The following is a 16,142-nucleotide window of genomic DNA, read 5'->3' as shown; positions in this document are numbered from 1 at the left end:
TGCGTCACAAGCCGCGCACGGATGCTTACGGTCACACCTTGCGGTAGTCGTACGCCTCCACGGCCGCCGCCTCCACCGCGTCCAGATCCGCGCCGGCGGCCGCGGTGACCACCGCGGCGACGGCGCCCTCCACGAACGGCGCGTCCACCAGCCTGGTCCCCTCCGGAAGTTCGTCGCCCTCGGCCAGCAGCGCCTTGACCGTCAGCACGGCGCTGCCGATGTCGACCAGCACGGCCACCCCGGCTCCCCTGTCCACCTCGTGGGCGGCACGTGCCGTCAGCTCCGAACTGGTGCCGAGGCCGCCGTCCGCTGCCCCGCCCGCCGCGGCGACCGGCACGGCGTCGCCCGCGCCCGCCAGCCTCCGGGCGAGGTCGGCGACCGACTCCGCGACCTGCGCGCTGTGCGAGACGAGGACGATCCCGACCGGGCCGGTCATCGCGCGGCCTCCTCGAGGGCCCCGACCAGCAGGGCGGAGGACGTCGCCCCCGGATCCTGGTGCCCGATGCTGCGCACGCCCAGATAGCTCGCCCGGCCCTTGCGGGCCAGCATCGGCACGGTCGCCGCCGCGCCCTCGTCGGCGGCCTCCCGCGCGGCCGCGAAGGACTCGTCCAGCGCCGCGGCCGCGGGCTCCAGCGCGTCCAGCATCGTCTTGTCCCCGGCCTTCGCGCCGCCGAGTTGCGCCACCGCCGCGATCCCCGCGCGCAGCGCCTCGGCGAGCTGCGCGCGCGACACCTCGGCCTCGTCACCGAGCGCCTTGCCGGCCCGCCGCAGCAGCGTCCCGTACAGCGGCCCCGACGCCCCGCCGACCGTCGAGATCAACTGCCGCCCGGTCAGCATCAGTACGGCACCGGGGGTGTCCGGCGCGTCCTTCTCCAGCGCCGCCCTCACCGCCGTGAAACCCCGCTGCAGATTGGTTCCGTGGTCGGCGTCCCCGATCGCGGCGTCGAGCTCGGTCAGCCGGCCCGCCTCGCGGTCCACCGCCTCGGCCAGGGCGTTCATCCAGCGGAGGAAGAAATCCGCGTCGAGCACAGCGCCTCCTTCTCGTGGCGCACCGGCTTCCCCGCGCGCGTCGTCGCGGCCCGCGGGAGCGGAGCCGCCGTCGGCCGGGCCGGGCATGGCTCAGCGGCCCCAGCGCAGCGCGGGCGTCTCCACGGGGGCGTCCCACAGCCGCAGGATCTCCTCGTCCGCCTCGCACAGAGTCACCGAGCAGCCGGCCATGTCGAGCGAGGTGACGTAGTTGCCGACCAGGGTCCGGGCCACCGGCACTCCCCGCTCTGCGAGCACCCGGTGGACCTCCGCGTTGAACCCGTACAGCTCCAGCAGCGGTGTCGCGCCCATGCCGTTGACCAGCGCCAGCACCGGACTCGACGGCTGCAGATCCTCCAGGACCGCGTTCACCGCGAAGTCCGCGATCTCCCGCGACGTCATCATCGGCCGCCTCTCCCGGCCGGGCTCGCCGTGGATGCCGATCCCCAACTCCAGCTCACCGGACGGCAGGTCGAACGTCGGGGTGCCCTTGGCGGGGGTCGTGACGGCGCTGAGCGCGACACCGAAGCTGCGCGACCGCTCGTTGACCCGGCGGGCGACGGCCTCGACCCGCTCCAGCGGCGCACCCTCCTCCGCCGCGGCGCCCGCGATCTTCTCCACGAAGAGCGTCGCGCCCGTACCGCGCCGGCCCGCCGTGTAGAGGCTGTCCTGCACGGCCACGTCGTCGTTGACGAGCACCTTGGCCACCTGGACGCCCTCGTCCTCGGCGAGTTCCTGCGCCATGTCGAAGTTCAGCACGTCGCCGGTGTAGTTCTTCACCACGAAGAGCACGCCCGCCCCGCTGTCCACCGCCGCCGCGGCGCGGGCCATCTGGTCCGGCACCGGCGACGTGAAGACCTCGCCGGGGCACGCCGCCGAGAGCATCCCCACCCCCACGAACCCGCCGTGCAGGGGCTCGTGGCCCGACCCGCCGCCGGACACCAGGCCCACCTTGCCCACGACCGGAGCGTCCCCCCGCACCACGACCCTGTTCTCCACGTCGACGTTCAGCCCGGGGTGCGCCGCGGCCAGACCGCGCAGGCCGTCGGCCACGACCGTCTCGGGGACATTGATGAGCATCCTCATGGGAACCTCCTGGTGGGACTGGCGATCACTCCGGACGGTGTCCTCTCAGGCCGGGCCGTGGCGGTACGGGCCGCACACCCTCTGCCAGTATCGGCGCAAACGGCCCGCACGGCACCGCGCTCCCGCCAACCCGTCGGCACCGTCCGCGGGAGCGGCCGGGAGGTTCCCCACGGCGACGGCCGTCCGGCGGAGGCCGGTCAGTAGCGCAGCGCGCTCGCGATGCCGCCCATCCCCGCGAGCGTGCCGTCGGGGACGAACCGCACCTGCGCCCCCGTCTCCAGGGACTTCTCGACGATCTCGTCCACGACGTCGACCAGCGCGTCCAGGTCACCGGTGTCGGCGGGCAGGAGGTGGGCGCCCGTGTCCCGCACCGTCTCGCGGTAGTTCTCCTCCACGGCGAGCAGCGCGACCCGGCCCGTCTCCACGTTCTGGCGGATCTCGTCGACTCCGGCGGCGAAGGCACGCCTGCCCCTGGCCCGGTCCAGCTCCTCGAGAACGCCGGAGACCTCCTGCCGCGCGCGGGCCTCGACGGACGGCCGCACCGCCTGCCAGACCGCGTCGGCCGAGCCGCCCGCCACCCCGCCCCGGGGCGCGTGGACGGCCTGGCCCTTCGCGGCCGTGCCGACGTCGTCGAGGAGCGCGAGCGCGGCGGGCTCGCCGGTCACGTACAGCGGCCGCGGGTCGGCCTTCAGCACCGAGGCGAGCGCCGTGTCGGCCTCGCGCAGGAAGTGCCGGGTGTCCTCGTCCCGGAAGGTGCTGGGCACGTCGCCGATCCGCTCCTGGCGCTCGGCGTCGAAGTTCTCCGCGGGACGGGACATCGGGAAGGCCCCGGTGCGCTCCTCGGTGAGGCGGTCGGCCGCGCCGCTCCACAGGGTGGCCCGGTCCGAGGCGACCGCCAGGACCCAGAAGGGGCGCTCGGCGGCCTGTGCCGAGACGAGGTTGCGGGTCAGATAGGTGTCCGACAGCACCACGCGCTCGGGCACCGGCCGGCCGAGCGTCCACACCTCGTGCTCGCCCGGCGCGGCGAAGACCACGAGCCCGTCCTCCGCGTGCACCAGGTCGATCTCGGCCAGTGCCCGGTCGAGCTGCTCGGACACGTCGATCCGGGTGTCCCGGGTGACGGCGGGATCGGCCTTGAGCTGCTCCTTGGCCTCGGTCATGAGATTGCGCAGCCGGACCGGGTCCTGCGCGCTGTCCGGTTCACGGCGGTGCGTGGGCATGATCACCGACACCGCGGGATAGGGGCGCTGCCGGCGGAGCCGGACCAGGTCGTCGGAGCTGAGGGCTGGGTGCATCGGGTCCACCCTTTCCGAGCGGTGTGCACTGGAGGGCCGGGCTTTGCGCACCGAGGTGCGACGAGCTGAAGCCGACTCCTTGCACCATAAGTCGGATTGCCTGCGCGGGCACCAGGACCGGTGGGGCACCGCGCCCCGCCCGCGCTCCGGCGCGTGCGCTGGGGCGGGTACCAGGCCTCACACCATGCCCACGAGCCGGTCGGCGACCGTCTTCGCCCGAGGGCCCATGAGGATCGTGTAGTGGTTGCAGTCCGGCACCGCCTCCGCCGTCAGCCGCGGCGACCGGGCCGTCCAGTGCGCGACCAGCGCGTCGGACAGCATCCCCGGCTCCGCCCCCATCAGCCCCCGGGGCGCGTGGAGCAGCATCGCCGGGACCCCGAGCCCCGCCAGGTCCTCGGCGAGAGCCGGTGCCGAGGTGAGCAGCGCGTGGCCGTCCAGGCGGACCGGGCCCTCCTGGGCGCGGGAGCGACGGGCGCCGGCGGGGCCCGTGATGTCGTAGCGGACGTACGCCTCGATGTCGTCGTTCCATTCGGGGCCGAGGGCGGGATGGGTGCGGAAGAGGTCCACGTACGCCTCGTCGCTCTCGAACGTCCGGGTCAGCCGCGCCAGGACCGGCCCCATCGAGGCGTCGAGCAGGGCATCGGGATCGGCGCCCTCCTCCAGGGGCATCGGCAGTCCCCCGTCGATCATCAGCAGCCGGTCGAAGAGCTCCGGGCGGCGTGCGGCTGCCCGCAGCGCCACGCACGCCCCCATCGACTGGCCCGTGACCGCGACGGGCGCGCCGTCGCCCCAGTGCTCCGCCGCCGCGCACAGATCGGCGGCGTGGGTGTCGAAGCCGTACGGCCCCGGGGCGTCCGCGCTGCCGCCCCGGCCCCGGAGGTCGAGGGCGAACAGCGACCAGTCGGGGTGCAGATGGCGGGCGAGAGCGCGGAACGACATCCCGGACGCGGTGATGCCGTGCGCCGCGACCGCCGTGCGCGGCCCGGTTCCGAACCGCAGGACGCGCAGCGTCCCGCCGTCGACGGGGAGTTCGAGCTCGAGGGGGTCGGTCATCGGGGGTTTCCTTCCGATGGGTCGTCACAACGCTTCAACGGGCAGCCTTTCACCCGGCCGGCCGGGTCAGCCCGGCCGGGGCGGCGGACGGGGCGGCGGGGCCCCGCGGTGCGGACGGAGGCGCCAGGCCGGTCGGTCCGGCGTCTTCGCACCGCGGGTGTCCGCGGGGACACGAACGGTCGCGGGCCCGCCGCGGGGCCGTTCCGTACGCTCCCCGCACGTCCGCCGCCCGAGGGTGTGGATCAACGGCCGCCTCCCGCACGCCCATTGACATCGGTGCCGGGACATTGGTTCAGTGGCTCATCCACTGAGCCGCTGGGGAGGAACGGCGTGGAGGCACTGCCCCGCGAGACGGTCGTCGACGTCCTGGAGGGCCGGCTGAGGGAGGACATCCTCACCGGCCGCCACCCGGCAGGCAGTTATCTGCCGCCGGAACGCAGACTGGCCGACGGCTACGGCGTCACCCGCACCACCCTCAAGCACGCCTTCGGGCGCCTCGTCCAGGCAGGACTGCTGGAGACCCGGCACGGAGTGGGCACCCGGGTCCGTGACTTCGCCCGGCTCGGCGGGGCGGATCTGCTCCCCATGCTCGTGCGGCACGACGCCGGCTGGATCCGCGAGGTCTTCGAAGTGCGCCGCAGCATCGGTGCGTTGATCGCCGAGCGGGCCGCCCTACGGGCCACCGCCGGGCAGCGGGCCGAACTCGGCGCGCTGCTGGCGGCCGTGCGCGCCGCCGAGGGCGGTGACGCGGTCCAGCTCGCGGACGTCGAGGTGCACCGCTCGCTCGCCCGCGCGACCGGCAACCGGGTCTACGGCCTGCTCACCAACACGCTCTTCAACGCCTATCTGCCCGTTCGGGCCGCGCTCGTCGGCCCGTTCAACGACGCCGCGGCCGCCCACGCGCGGTTGGAACCCGTGGTGGCGGCGGTGCACTCCGGCGACGCGGACGCCGCGCGGCGGGCGGCGGAGACCTATCTCGCCGAGACCGAACGGATCATGCTGGAGGGCCTCGTATGAGCACGAGCGGGAGCGACGCGGGCACGGGCGCGGAAGCGGTGGCGAGCGCCGGATCGGCGCGGGGAGTGGGCAGGGGTACGGGCGCGGGCGAGGAGGCGGACGTCGACTCGGCGGGAGACGCGGGCGCGGGCGCGGCGGTGACCGCCGTCCCGACCGGGGGCGTGGGCACGGGCACGAAGCCGGACCGGAGCGCCGCGGCGGATACGGCGGCCGCACCGGCCGCAGCGACGGCCACGCCGTCGGTCACCATCCCGAGCGCGCCCGGTGGCGCGGGCCGGCGCGGCACCGTGTTCGGCGAGACCATGCTCGGAACCGTCCGGCTCGACGGCGAGGACCACGCCCGCCGGGTCCGCCTCGACCTCCGTGTGACGGCGGACCGGGTCATGCGTCCGCTCGGCACGACCGCGGCCCGGGCGAGCGGCCGGATACGCGTCGCCGGATGGGCGGACGACGCCCGCGCCGAGGGCGAGTTGGAGATCTCCCCGCTCGCCCGGTGCCGCATCCGCTACCGGATCTCGTTCACCGCCGGGGGCCGCCGGTTCACGCTCGACGGATGGAAGTCCGTCACCCCGCGCAGACCGCTCACCTCCATGACCGTCCTGCCCTTCACCGTCTACGAGGACGGAGTGCGAGCCGGCCGGGGCACACTGCGCTTCCCCCTGGCCACGGGACTCCTGCCCTTCCTCGCGAGCTTCCGCTTCCCCCGCGCCGCAGAGAGCGCCGAGGCGCTGACGGCGCCCCGCTGGAAGGGCGAGCCGGGACGCAACGAGGTCTGGTACACGACCCTCACCGACCCGGCGACCGGTGCCGGGCTGTGGCTCCACCACGAACTCACCGCCCCCGCCGACGGTTCCGAGGCGTACGCCCACGGCTGGGCCGCGGTGTTCCCGAAGGACGGGCCGGTGCGCCACGCCCGCTTCGGTCCAGCCGAGTGGACGCCCGCAGGGGCCGGCTTCACGGCCGACGGCGTCGAGGCCGTCCCCGGCCGGCTGACCGGTTCGGCCGGAGCGCTGCGCTGGGACCTCACCGAACGGGCCGCGGACGCACCGCTGTTCACCTTTCCCCGGTGGTCCTGGCGCAGGCACCTGCTCCCCGCCGCCCAGATCCTCCCGGCGGCCCGAGCCTCGTACGACGGCACGTTCTCGTACGGCGACACCACCCTGACGCCCACCTCCGCACCCGGTGCCTCCGCCCGGATCTACGGGCACGGCAACGCCCGCCGATGGGCCTGGCTGCACGCGGACCTGGGCGGTGGCGACGTGCTGGAGATCGTGGCCGCGGTGTCCATGCGGCCCGGGCTGCGTCGACTTCCGCCGCTCGTCTTCCTGCGTCTGCGCCGGGGCGGGCGCACCTGGCCCCGGCGCGCGGAGCGGTCGGCCGCCGGCTGGGCCGGACTCGGGCGCTTCCGCGCCGCCGTCGGCCTGCCCACGTGGACCGTCAGCGGTCGCGCGGGACTGCGCAGGATCCGGGTCGAGGTCACCCAGCCGGAGGACCGCACCCTCGCGCTCGACTACACCGATCCGGACGGCTCTCCCGCCGTCTGCCGCAACAGCGAACGCGCCGACGCCCACGTCCTGCTGGAGCGCTGGTGGTTCGGCGGCTGGCGCAGCGAGGCCGAGTGGACCCTGGACGGCACCGCCCACGCGGAAGTGGGGACCCGATGAACCTCACCGGCTTCGTCGCCTGCCTCATCGCCGACGACGGCAAGCCCGGCTGGCCGGCGCGGGTGCCCGCACGGCTCGACGCCGTGCTCGACTCGATGCCCCTGCCCGCGCGTGCCGGGGTACGGTCCGCCGCCCGCGCCCTCGACGCCTACGCCGTCGTCCGCACCGGCCGCGGTCTCGCCGCCCTCACCTCCGGCGAACGGGAGTCCGTCCTGGCCTCCCTCGCCGCTCGCCCCGCGCTCCTGCCGCTGCTCGACGTGCTCAAGCTGCCCGTCCTGCTCGCCGCCGGCACGGAGCACATGCTCCAGCGGCCGGCGCCGGCCCCGCGGATCGTGCGGACGGACCCGCCGCTGGACTGCGCACCCGCCGGCGAGTGGCCGGACCGCTCCACCGCCGACGCCGTGGTCGTCGGCTCCGGCGCGGGCGGTGCCACGGCCGCGCGGACCCTCGCCCGCGCCGGGCTCGACGTCGTCGTCCTGGAGGAGGGCCGGCACCACTCCACCGCCTCCTTCGCCGGGCGCGCCCCGCTCGAACGGTTCGCCGACCTCTACCGTGACGGCGGCGCCACCGTCGCCCTGGGCCGCCCGCCGTTGCTGCTCCCGGTCGGCCGGGCCGTCGGCGGCACCACCGTCGTCAACTCGGGGACCTGCTACCGCACCCCGGACCATGTCGCCGAACGCTGGACCAAGGAGTTCGGATTCGTCCTGGCCGAACGCCTCGGCCCCTGTCTCGACGAGGCCGAACGCACCCTGAACGTCGCGACCCAGCCGCTCGACGTCCTCGGCCGCAACGGCCGGATCGCCCTCGCCGGGGCCGAGCACCTCGGCTGGCGGGCCGCGCCCCTGCGCCGCAACGCACCGGGTTGTCTGGGCTCCTGCCAGTGCGTCGTCGGCTGCCCGACCGGGGCCAAGCAGAGCGTGCAGCTCTCCGTACTGCCCGACGCCTGCGCCGCCGGGGCCCGCATCGTCACCGGGGCGCGGGTACGGCGCGTCCTGGTGGACGCCGACCGCCCCGGCGGACCACGCGCCGCCGGAGTGCGCGTACGGCGCGCGGACGGAGGCGACTTCGAGATCCTCGCCCCGCTGGTCGTCGTCGCCGCGGGCGCCCTCCAGTCGCCGCCCCTGCTACGGCGGTCCGGCCTCGGCGGGCATCCCCGGCTGGGCCGCAACCTCAGCGTCCACCCCGCGACCAGCGTCGCCGGGCGCTTCGACGAGCCCGTCACGGCCTGGGAGGGCGTGCTGCAGAGCGTCGGCGTGGAGGAGCACCACGACGGCGGCGTGCTGATCGAGGCGACGGCGACACCGCCCGGCATGGGCTCCTTCGTCCTGCCGGGTCTCGGCGGCGAGCTGCGCCGGGAACTGGAGGACGCCGGCCGGCTCGCCACCCTGGGCGCGATGATCGCCGACCGGCCCTCGGGCCGGGTCCTGGGCCGCGACCGCACCCTGCTGCGCTACGACCTGGACCGGCGGGACGGCGCCCGCCTGATGCGCGCCGCACGCGCGATGGGGGAGATCCTGTTCGCCGCCGGAGCCCGGGAGGTCCTCACCGGCATCCCCACCGCGCCGCGCGCCCGCGACCTCGGCGAACTGGACGCCGTCCTCGCCGGCGCGGGCCCCCGGAAGCTGCACCTCTCCGCGTACCACCCCACCGGCACGGTCGCGGCGGGATCCGATCCGGAACGCTCCCCGGCCGACGCCGGCGGACGGCTGCGGGGCGTCGCGGGCGTACTGGTCGCCGACGCCTCCGTGCTGCCCGGCTGCCCCGAGGTGAACCCGCAGCTGAGCATCATGGCCGCCGCGCTGGCCGTCACCGAGGCGCATCTGGAGCGGTGAGCCCGCGCCCGCCGGGTGAGAATGGGCCGGTGAGGTGAGTGCCATGGCTCCATGGCGGGTCCGGGACCTGGAGGACGGCGATCTCGACCAGGTGGTGCGCATCTGGGAGGAGGCGCGGGACACCCCCTCCGACCCGGTTGTGACGCTGGCCGAGGTGGTCAGCGCCATCCGCACGGACGCCCCCGCCGTGGTCGCCGCGGTGGGGGACCGGATCGTCGGCGCGGCGGTGTCCTCGACCGCCCAGGAGCGGGCGTGGGTGCTGCGGCTGGCCATCGCCCGCGAGTGGCGCAGACACGGCATCGGATCCGCGCTGCTCGCGGCCCTGGAGGAGCGCCTCTCCCAGGCGGGCGTACGGCGTATCGGCGCCCTGCTGCCCGATGGGGAGGTCGGCGAGCGGGCCTTTCTGAACTCCCGGTACACCCAGCGGCCCGACCTGAGCTACTTCGAGAAGGTGCTGTCCGCGGACTCGGCCGAGGCGACCATCCTGGAACAGCTGGGCGGCGCGGTCCCGGAAGCGGGTCTGTGGCAGCACATCGCGGGCATGGACGCGGAGAAGACGCTGATCGAACGTCGCCTGGTGCTGCCGCTGGAGCACCCGGAGGCCGCGGAACGCTTCCGGCTGGTGCCGCCGCGCGCCGTCGTGCTGTTCGGCCCGCCGGGCACGGGCAAGACCACCTTCGCCCGAGCGGTGGCCTCCCGGCTGCGGTGGGCCTTCATCGAGGTCTTCCCGTACCAGCTCGCCGCCGATCCGCACGGTGTGGCTGCCGGCCTGCGCCAGCTGTTCTCCCGGGTGGCTCACCTCGACCGGGTGGTCCTCTTCTTCGACGAGGCGGAGGAGATCGCCTCCGAGCGCCGCGATCCCACCACCCTGGCCCACCGGGTGACCAACGAACTGCTCAAGCTCATCCCGCAGTTCCGGCGCGGCGACCGCCGGCTGCTGATCTGCGCCACCAACGCGGTCCGCAGTCTGGATCCCGCCTTCCTGCGGCCTGGACGGTTCGACTACCTGATCCCGGTCGGCCCCCCCGACGCCGACGCCCGGCGGGCCATCTGGACGCGCTACATCGGCCCCGACCGCCTCGCCGGCATCGACCTGGAGGCGCTGGTCGCCGCGAGCCACCGGTTCACCCCCGCCGACATCGAGTTCGCGGCGCGCACCGCCGCGCAGAGCGCCTTCGAACGGCATCTGGCCGACGGTTCGCCGCCCTCGGGGGAGAGAGCCGGCCTCACCGACGACTACCTGCAGGCGGTGGCGCACATCCGGACCACGCTCACGGAGGAGGACATCCGGGCCTTCGACCACGACCTGCGGGCGGCGGCCCGGGTGTGAGCCCCGCCGCCGGCCGGTTCCGGCGCGAACCTTCCCGTTCGGCACGCCTGGTCCGCCGCGAGCGGGAAGGGTTTCCGAGTGGCCGACCGCGGCGCACCCACCACGGGCGCCGCACTCCGGCCCGCGCACGGCGGGAGGGCACCACGCTCCGTGGACCGGTCCTCTCACCGGCACGCGACGACGACTCGGAGGTTTCGATGCTCATGGGCAAGCGGCACGGCCGACGGACGGTGCTGAGCCGGGAGGAACTCGCCGGCCTGGACGAGCACTGGCGGGCGGCGAACTACCTCTCGGCGGGCCAGATCTATCTGATGCGCAACCCGATGCTCCGGGAGCCCCTGCGCCCCGAGCACATCAAGCCGCGGCTGCTGGGCCACTGGGGCACCTGCCCGGGACTCAACCTCGTCCACACCCACCTCAACCGGGTGATCAAGGCCCGCGACCTCTCCGTCCTGGCGATCTGGGGTCCCGGCCACGGGGGGCCGGCCGTGCTCGCCAACTCCTGGCTCGAGGGCAGCTACAGCGAGACCTATCCGGACGTGAGCCGCGACGAGCAGGGCATGGACCGGCTCTTCCGACAGTTCTCCTTCCCCGGCGGCGTCCCCAGCCATGTCGCCCCCGAGACACCCGGCTCCATCCACGAGGGCGGCGAGCTGGGCTACTCCCTCAGCCACGCCTACGGAGCCGCCCTGGACAACCCCGGCCTCGTCGTCGCCTGCGTCATCGGCGACGGCGAGGCGGAGACCGGACCGCTCGCCGCCTCCTGGCACTCCAACAAACTCCTCGACCCGGTCCACGACGGCGCTGTGCTTCCCATCCTCCACCTGAACGGTTACAAGATCGCCAACCCGACTGTCCCGGCCCGGCTCCCGGAGGACGAACTCGACGCGCTGCTGCGCGGCTACGGCCACGAACCCCTGCACGTGGGCGGCGACAGGCCCATGGAGGTGCACCGGACCATGGCCGCCGCCATGGACGAGGCACTGGACCGGATCGCCGCCATCCAGTACGCGGCCCGCAACGGGCAGAAGACCGGCCGGCCTCGCTGGCCCATGATCGTCCTCCGTACCCCCAAGGGCTGGACCGGCCCCGCCGAGGTCGACGGCCACCCCGTCGAAGGCACCTGGCGGGCCCACCAGGTGCCGCTCTCCGGTGTCCGGGACGATCCCCGGCACCTGCGGCAACTGGAGAAGTGGCTGCGCTCGTACCGTCCCGGCGAGCTCTTCGACGACCACGGTCGGCCACGCCCCCGGGTCCTGGCCTGCGTCCCCGAGGGCGACCGCAGGCTGGGTGCCACTCCGCACGCGAACGGCGGCCTCCTGCTGCGCGAACTGCCCATCGCCCCGCTCGAGCGCTTCGCGGTCCCCGTCGACAAGCCCGGCTCGACCCTGCACGAGCCCACCCGGGTGCTGGGGCGACTGCTCGCGCAGATCATGAAGGACACCGGGAACCGGCGCGACTTCCGGCTGGTCGGCCCGGACGAGACCGCATCCAACCGGCTCGAGGCCGTCTTCGACGCCACTGGCAAGGCATGGCAGGCCGAGCTCCTGCCCACCGACGAACACCTGGCTCGCGACGGCCGGGTCATGGAGATCCTCTCCGAGCACTGCTGCCAGGGCTGGCTGGAGGGCTATCTCCTCACCGGCCGCCACGGGCTGTTCTCCTGCTACGAGGCCTTCGTCCACATCGTCGACTCGATGGTCAACCAGCACATCAAATGGCTCAGGACCTCCCGGCGGCTGCACTGGCGGGCCCCGGTCGCCTCCCTCAACTACCTGCTGACCTCGCACGTCTGGCGCCAGGACCACAACGGCTTCTCCCACCAGGACCCGGGCTTCGTCGACCACGTCCTCAACAAGAGCCCCGAGGTCGTCCGCGTCTATCTGCCGCCGGACACCAACACCCTCCTCGCGGTCGCCGACCACGCCCTGCGCAGCCGCGACTACGTGAACGTCGTCGTCGCCGGCAAGCAGCCCTGCTTCGACTGGCTCGGCATCGACGAGGCGCGCGCCCACTGCGCGCGTGGCGTCGGGGTCTGGGACTGGGCCGGCACGGAGACGGGGGAGCGCGAGCCGGACGCGGTACTGGCCTGTGCCGGGGACGTGCCCACCCAGGAAGCCCTCGCCGCCGCCGGACTGCTGCGCCGGCACCTCCCGGAACTCGTGCTCAGGGTCGTCAACGTCATCGACATGACGCGTCTGCTGCCCAAGGAGGAGCACCCGCACGGTATGCCCGACTTCGAGTACGACGCCGTCTTCACCCGGGACAAGCCCGTGATCTTCGCGTACCACGGCTACCCGTGGCTGGTGCACCGACTCGCCTACCGCCGTGCCGGCCACCCGAACCTGCACGTCCGCGGGTACAAGGAGTTCGGCACGACCACGACGCCGTTCGACATGGTCGTCAGCAACGACCTGGACCGCTACCGGCTGGTCATGGACGTGATCGACCGGGTGCCCGGACTCGGTGCCCGCGCGGTCGCCGTACGCCAGGCGATGGCCGACGCCCGAACCCGCCACCACGCCTGGATCCGGGAGCACGGTGTCGACATGCCCGAGGTCGCCGAGTGGACCTGGGGCGGCTGAGCGCGGGCGGACCCCTCCGGTGGCGGCGCTCGCCTGGCGGAACCGCGCGGGGTCGCGCAGCGTGGATGACGGGGTCTGCGAGAAAGGTGGAACGGCATGAGCACGAGCGATCCGGCTCCCCGGGTGGTCGTGGGCATCGACGGCTCGCCCTCGTCGTACGCCGCGCTGCGCTGGGCCGTCCGGCATGCCGGCCTGATCGGGGCGACGGTGGACGCGGTGGCGGCGTACGAACTGCCGGGCGCGCACGCCTGGTCGGCCCCCGCAGTCGACATGGAGTTCGACGCCGAGGAGGCCAAACGCGGCCTCGTGGAGGAGGTGCGGAAGGTCCTCGGCGAGACCGGTGAGACCCAGGTCCACGAGCGCCTGGTGCACGGCAACCCGGCCGAGGCCCTGCTCGTCGCCGCCGAGGGCGCCGAGCTCCTGGTGGTGGGCTCCCGCGGCCGCGGAGGATTCGCACGGATGCTCCTCGGGTCGGTGAGCCAGCAGGTCAGCCAGCACGCGCTGTGCCCCGTGGTGATCGTCCGCCCGGACGTGAACGTGCGTGGCACCGGGGCCGACCGGGCCTGAAGCGGGAAGCCCGGCAGTCCGCGGCGCCCGCTCGCCGTGGGCTCCGGTCCCCGTGCCGCGGGCCGGAGCCCGAGGGCCGGGGCAGGCGCCCGTCGCCCGCTACGGCGGCCCGTGCCGGCCTACGGCGGCCCGTGCCGGCCTACGGCGGCCCGTGCCGGCAGGGAGGCCGCCGGCCGTTCCGGCCCCGGGCCCGCCCACGGCTCGTGGGTGTCCGCCGCCGCCCGCCCCCGCGGAGCTGTCATACCGCGGTCCGGTCGCCTCCGGCCTCGTCGTCCCGCTCCCGGCCCGGCCGGGAGGTGGGCAGCCGGCGGGTGAACGGGAACGCCGCGAGCGTCACCCCGGCCGCGGTCAGGATCGCCGCCTTCAGGCTGCCGAGCTGCGCCTCGGCGTACGAGGAGACGAGAGCGTCCACCTCGGCGGGCGGCAGCGCCGCCCGCTGGGCCGCGGCCCGTACCTCCTCGGTGCTCACGAAGCTGACCCCGGCCTCGACGGCGATGCCGGTCTGCTCACGGGCGGCGCCCGAAACACGGGGGGCGTCCTCGATCTGCCCGGTGAACACGCCGACCAGCGCGCCGATCAGGATGGAGCCCATGAGCGCGGTCCCCAGGGAGGACCCGAGGTTCTGGGCCGTGTACTGCAGACCGCCCGCCTCGCTGCGGTCCGCCTCCCCGACGCCGGACTGCACCACGTTGCCGAGCTGCGAGGCGAGCAGTCCCATGCCCAGACCGAGCACGGCCATCGACAGCGCGAACTGGACGTCCTCGATCTGCGGCTCGATCCCGGCGAGGAGCCACAGCACGGCGGCGAACAGGACGAGCAGACCGATCCGCACCACCGTGCGCGGGCTCGCGATCCGGCCGAGGAAGGGCCCGCTCAGAGAGGCGACGAGCATGGTGACCGAGACGGGCAGCAGCCTGAGGCCGGTCTGGAAGGCGTCGAAGCCGAGGACGATCTGCAGGTACAGCGGGATGACGAAGAACAGACCGAGCAGCACGAGGTTCTGGCACAGCAGCATGGCCAGCCCCGCGCGCAGCGGAGGGACGCCGAAGAGGGAGAACCGTACGAGCGGGTCCCGGGCCCGCTCCTCCCGCCGGCGCTCCCAGGCCCGGAACAGCGCGAGCACGACCGCTCCTGCGGCGATGACGGCGAGTGTGGGCGCGAAGCCGAACACCGTGAACGGGGCGTTGCGCGGCTGCACCCACCCCCAGGAACTGCTCTGCAGCACTCCCAGGACCACCAGCCCGAGGCCGGCGGCCGACAGCGCGGCACCGACGCCGTCGATCCGCACTCGGGGACCGGTGGCGGGACGGTCGTCGATCCAGCGGACGCAGCACAGCAGCGCCAGGACGACGACCACCTCGCCGGCGAAGACCACCCGCCACGTCAGATAGGTCGTCACCCACCCTCCCAGGAGCGGTCCCACCGCGATACCGGCCCCGGCGAGTCCGCCGATGACGCCGTACGCCACGGCACGGTCACGACCGTGGTAGGCACCCGCCACGAGGGCGGCCAGCGCGGGCAGGACCAGCGCGGCGCCGAGTCCCTCGACGACCGACCAGCCGGCGGCCAGCACCCACAGCGCCGGGGCGACCGCCGTGATCGCGGATCCCACCCCGTAGACGGCCAGGCCCACCGCGAACGCGCGGCGCCGCCCGAACGCGTCCCCCAGCCGACCTCCAGTGATCATGAAGGCGGCCATGACCAGGGTGTACAGGGTGATCACGGCCTGGATCGCCGTGACCTCCGTGTCGAAGTCCTCGACCAGCCGGCTGATCGACACGTTCATCACCGAGGTGTCCAGAACCACGAGGAACTGGGCCGTCCCGAGGACGAGCAGGGCCCGCCACTTCCGCATGGCCGTACCTCCGGCGGTCGCCGACGAGATGGAGCATCCAGCCCAGCGTCCCAGCCGTCGTGGCTGCCTGCGACTCCGGCGCCGCCCCCGCCCGCCCTCCCCGCCCCCGGCACGGTCGCGCGGGCGCACGCGCGCGGGGGATCCTGGAGCGAGGGCGGTGCCGATCCGGCCCGGAGGCGCCGGCCCGTACGCGGGCGAGGAGGTACGCCATGACACGGACGCTGGAGTGGAAGGTCCGCATGTACCTGTCCGAGGAGGACGGGACGACCAGGGCCAGGATGGACCTGGACACCGGCACGGCGAGGCTCACCGGCCACGGGACCGCGCGCTGCAACCCGCAGGACGTGGACGTTCCCGAGATCGGCGACGAACTCGCGGCGAGCCGGGCCATGAGCGACCTCGCCCGGCAGCTGATGCGGGTGGCGGACCAGGACCTGGAAGCGGTGGGCGCGGGGCCGGAGAACACGGTCGCGGCCCCGTACGGCTGGCCCTCGGCCTAGTCCCCGGACTCGCTCGGCCGACTCAGGAGGCGAGCGGAGCCCGACGCTCGGGCCCCGCAAGGGCCCGGACGGTGCCGCGGTCGGGCCGATGGGCCCTGGCGGTACCCGTCGACCGGTGATTCCATGGAGGAGACGGAAAGGGCTCCTACAGAGGACGCGGAGAAACGGTCGGAACGCTCACCGCGCAATCAGGATCCACGAGAAGTGGATGGGCCCTTTCCGCCTTCCGCGTGCCCAGGACGCGGGCGCGGGACCCCTCGGAGCACCGGGGACCGTCCCGGGCGCGTGCCGCCTGCCGCGCACCCCGCCTTCCTCCGGGCTACCGTGAGAGC

13 protein-coding genes are annotated in these 16,142 nt (G+C 74.4%); 7 read left to right on the top strand and 6 right to left on the bottom strand.

The annotated features are described in order from the left end of the window. Positions 1-31: 31 nt before the first annotated feature. The 5 genes from QMZ92_RS11700 to QMZ92_RS11680 all read right to left on the bottom strand — a co-directional run bounded on the left by QMZ92_RS11700 (position 32) and on the right by QMZ92_RS11680 (position 4,460). A complete protein-coding gene (locus QMZ92_RS11700; protein WP_283297213.1) occupies positions 32-436 on the bottom strand; it encodes a PTS-dependent dihydroxyacetone kinase phosphotransferase subunit DhaM in 405 nt (134 codons plus the stop codon). Beyond that, entirely contained in the window at positions 433-1,029 is a 597-nt protein-coding gene (gene dhaL / locus QMZ92_RS11695) for a dihydroxyacetone kinase subunit DhaL (protein WP_283297212.1), read from the bottom strand. Before dhaL ends, QMZ92_RS11700 begins: the two co-directional genes overlap by 4 nt. 90 nt (positions 1,030-1,119) lie before the next feature. Next, positions 1,120-2,112 (bottom strand): dihydroxyacetone kinase subunit DhaK, encoded by a 993-nt coding sequence (gene dhaK / locus QMZ92_RS11690; protein WP_283297210.1) that lies wholly within the window; start codon positions 2,110-2,112, stop codon positions 1,120-1,122. A 197-nt stretch (positions 2,113-2,309) separates the two neighbouring features. Then, entirely contained in the window at positions 2,310-3,407 is a 1,098-nt protein-coding gene (locus QMZ92_RS11685; protein WP_283297208.1) for a baeRF3 domain-containing protein, read from the bottom strand. Positions 3,408-3,584: 177 nt separating this feature from the next. Continuing rightward, positions 3,585-4,460, bottom strand: a complete 876-nt coding sequence (locus tag QMZ92_RS11680; protein ID WP_283297207.1) for an alpha/beta hydrolase — start codon at positions 4,458-4,460, stop codon at positions 3,585-3,587. A gap of 330 nt (positions 4,461-4,790) precedes the next feature. On the opposite strand from QMZ92_RS11680, the gene QMZ92_RS11675 reads away from it, so the two are divergent. The 6 genes from QMZ92_RS11675 to QMZ92_RS11650 all read left to right on the top strand — a co-directional run bounded on the left by QMZ92_RS11675 (position 4,791) and on the right by QMZ92_RS11650 (position 13,455). Next, the gene (locus QMZ92_RS11675; RefSeq protein ID WP_283297206.1) at positions 4,791-5,477 is read left to right on the top strand and encodes a FadR/GntR family transcriptional regulator; all 687 of its coding nucleotides are present in this window, start codon (positions 4,791-4,793) and stop codon (positions 5,475-5,477) included. Continuing rightward, a complete protein-coding gene (locus QMZ92_RS11670; RefSeq protein WP_283297205.1) occupies positions 5,474-7,141 on the top strand; it encodes a tocopherol cyclase family protein in 1,668 nt (555 codons plus the stop codon). Before QMZ92_RS11675 ends, QMZ92_RS11670 begins: the two co-directional genes overlap by 4 nt. Then, positions 7,138-8,973, top strand: a complete 1,836-nt coding sequence (locus tag QMZ92_RS11665) for a GMC family oxidoreductase (protein WP_283297204.1) — start codon at positions 7,138-7,140, stop codon at positions 8,971-8,973. Before QMZ92_RS11670 ends, QMZ92_RS11665 begins: the two co-directional genes overlap by 4 nt. A gap of 43 nt (positions 8,974-9,016) precedes the next feature. Next, positions 9,017-10,303: an ATP-binding protein gene (locus tag QMZ92_RS11660; protein ID WP_283297203.1), complete on the top strand. Its 1,287-nt coding sequence runs from the start codon at positions 9,017-9,019 to the stop codon at positions 10,301-10,303. Positions 10,304-10,506: 203 nt separating this feature from the next. Continuing rightward, a complete protein-coding gene (locus QMZ92_RS11655; protein WP_283297202.1) occupies positions 10,507-12,888 on the top strand; it encodes a phosphoketolase family protein in 2,382 nt (793 codons plus the stop codon). Positions 12,889-12,984: 96 nt separating this feature from the next. Continuing rightward, positions 12,985-13,455, top strand: coding sequence for a universal stress protein (locus QMZ92_RS11650; protein WP_283297201.1), 471 nt, complete (start codon positions 12,985-12,987; stop codon positions 13,453-13,455). A 238-nt stretch (positions 13,456-13,693) separates the two neighbouring features. On the opposite strand, the gene QMZ92_RS11645 is transcribed toward QMZ92_RS11650, so the two are convergent. Further along, on the bottom strand, positions 13,694-15,310 hold the full coding sequence (locus QMZ92_RS11645) for an MFS transporter (protein ID WP_283297200.1): 1,617 nt from the start codon (positions 15,308-15,310) through the stop codon (positions 13,694-13,696). A 209-nt stretch (positions 15,311-15,519) separates the two neighbouring features. Here QMZ92_RS11645 and QMZ92_RS11640 point away from each other — a divergent pair, with 209 nt between their 5' ends. Then, entirely contained in the window at positions 15,520-15,810 is a 291-nt protein-coding gene (locus QMZ92_RS11640; RefSeq protein ID WP_283297199.1) for a DUF1876 domain-containing protein, read from the top strand. The last annotated feature ends 332 nt before the right edge of the window (positions 15,811-16,142 follow it).

Origin of the sequence: Streptomyces sp. HNM0645, from assembly GCF_030056615.1 — a bacterium.
Taxonomy (GTDB): domain Bacteria; phylum Actinomycetota; class Actinomycetes; order Streptomycetales; family Streptomycetaceae; genus Streptomyces; species Streptomyces marianii.
The sequence above is the reverse complement of the archived record's forward strand: the minus strand, read 5'-3'. Positions and strand labels throughout refer to the sequence as shown.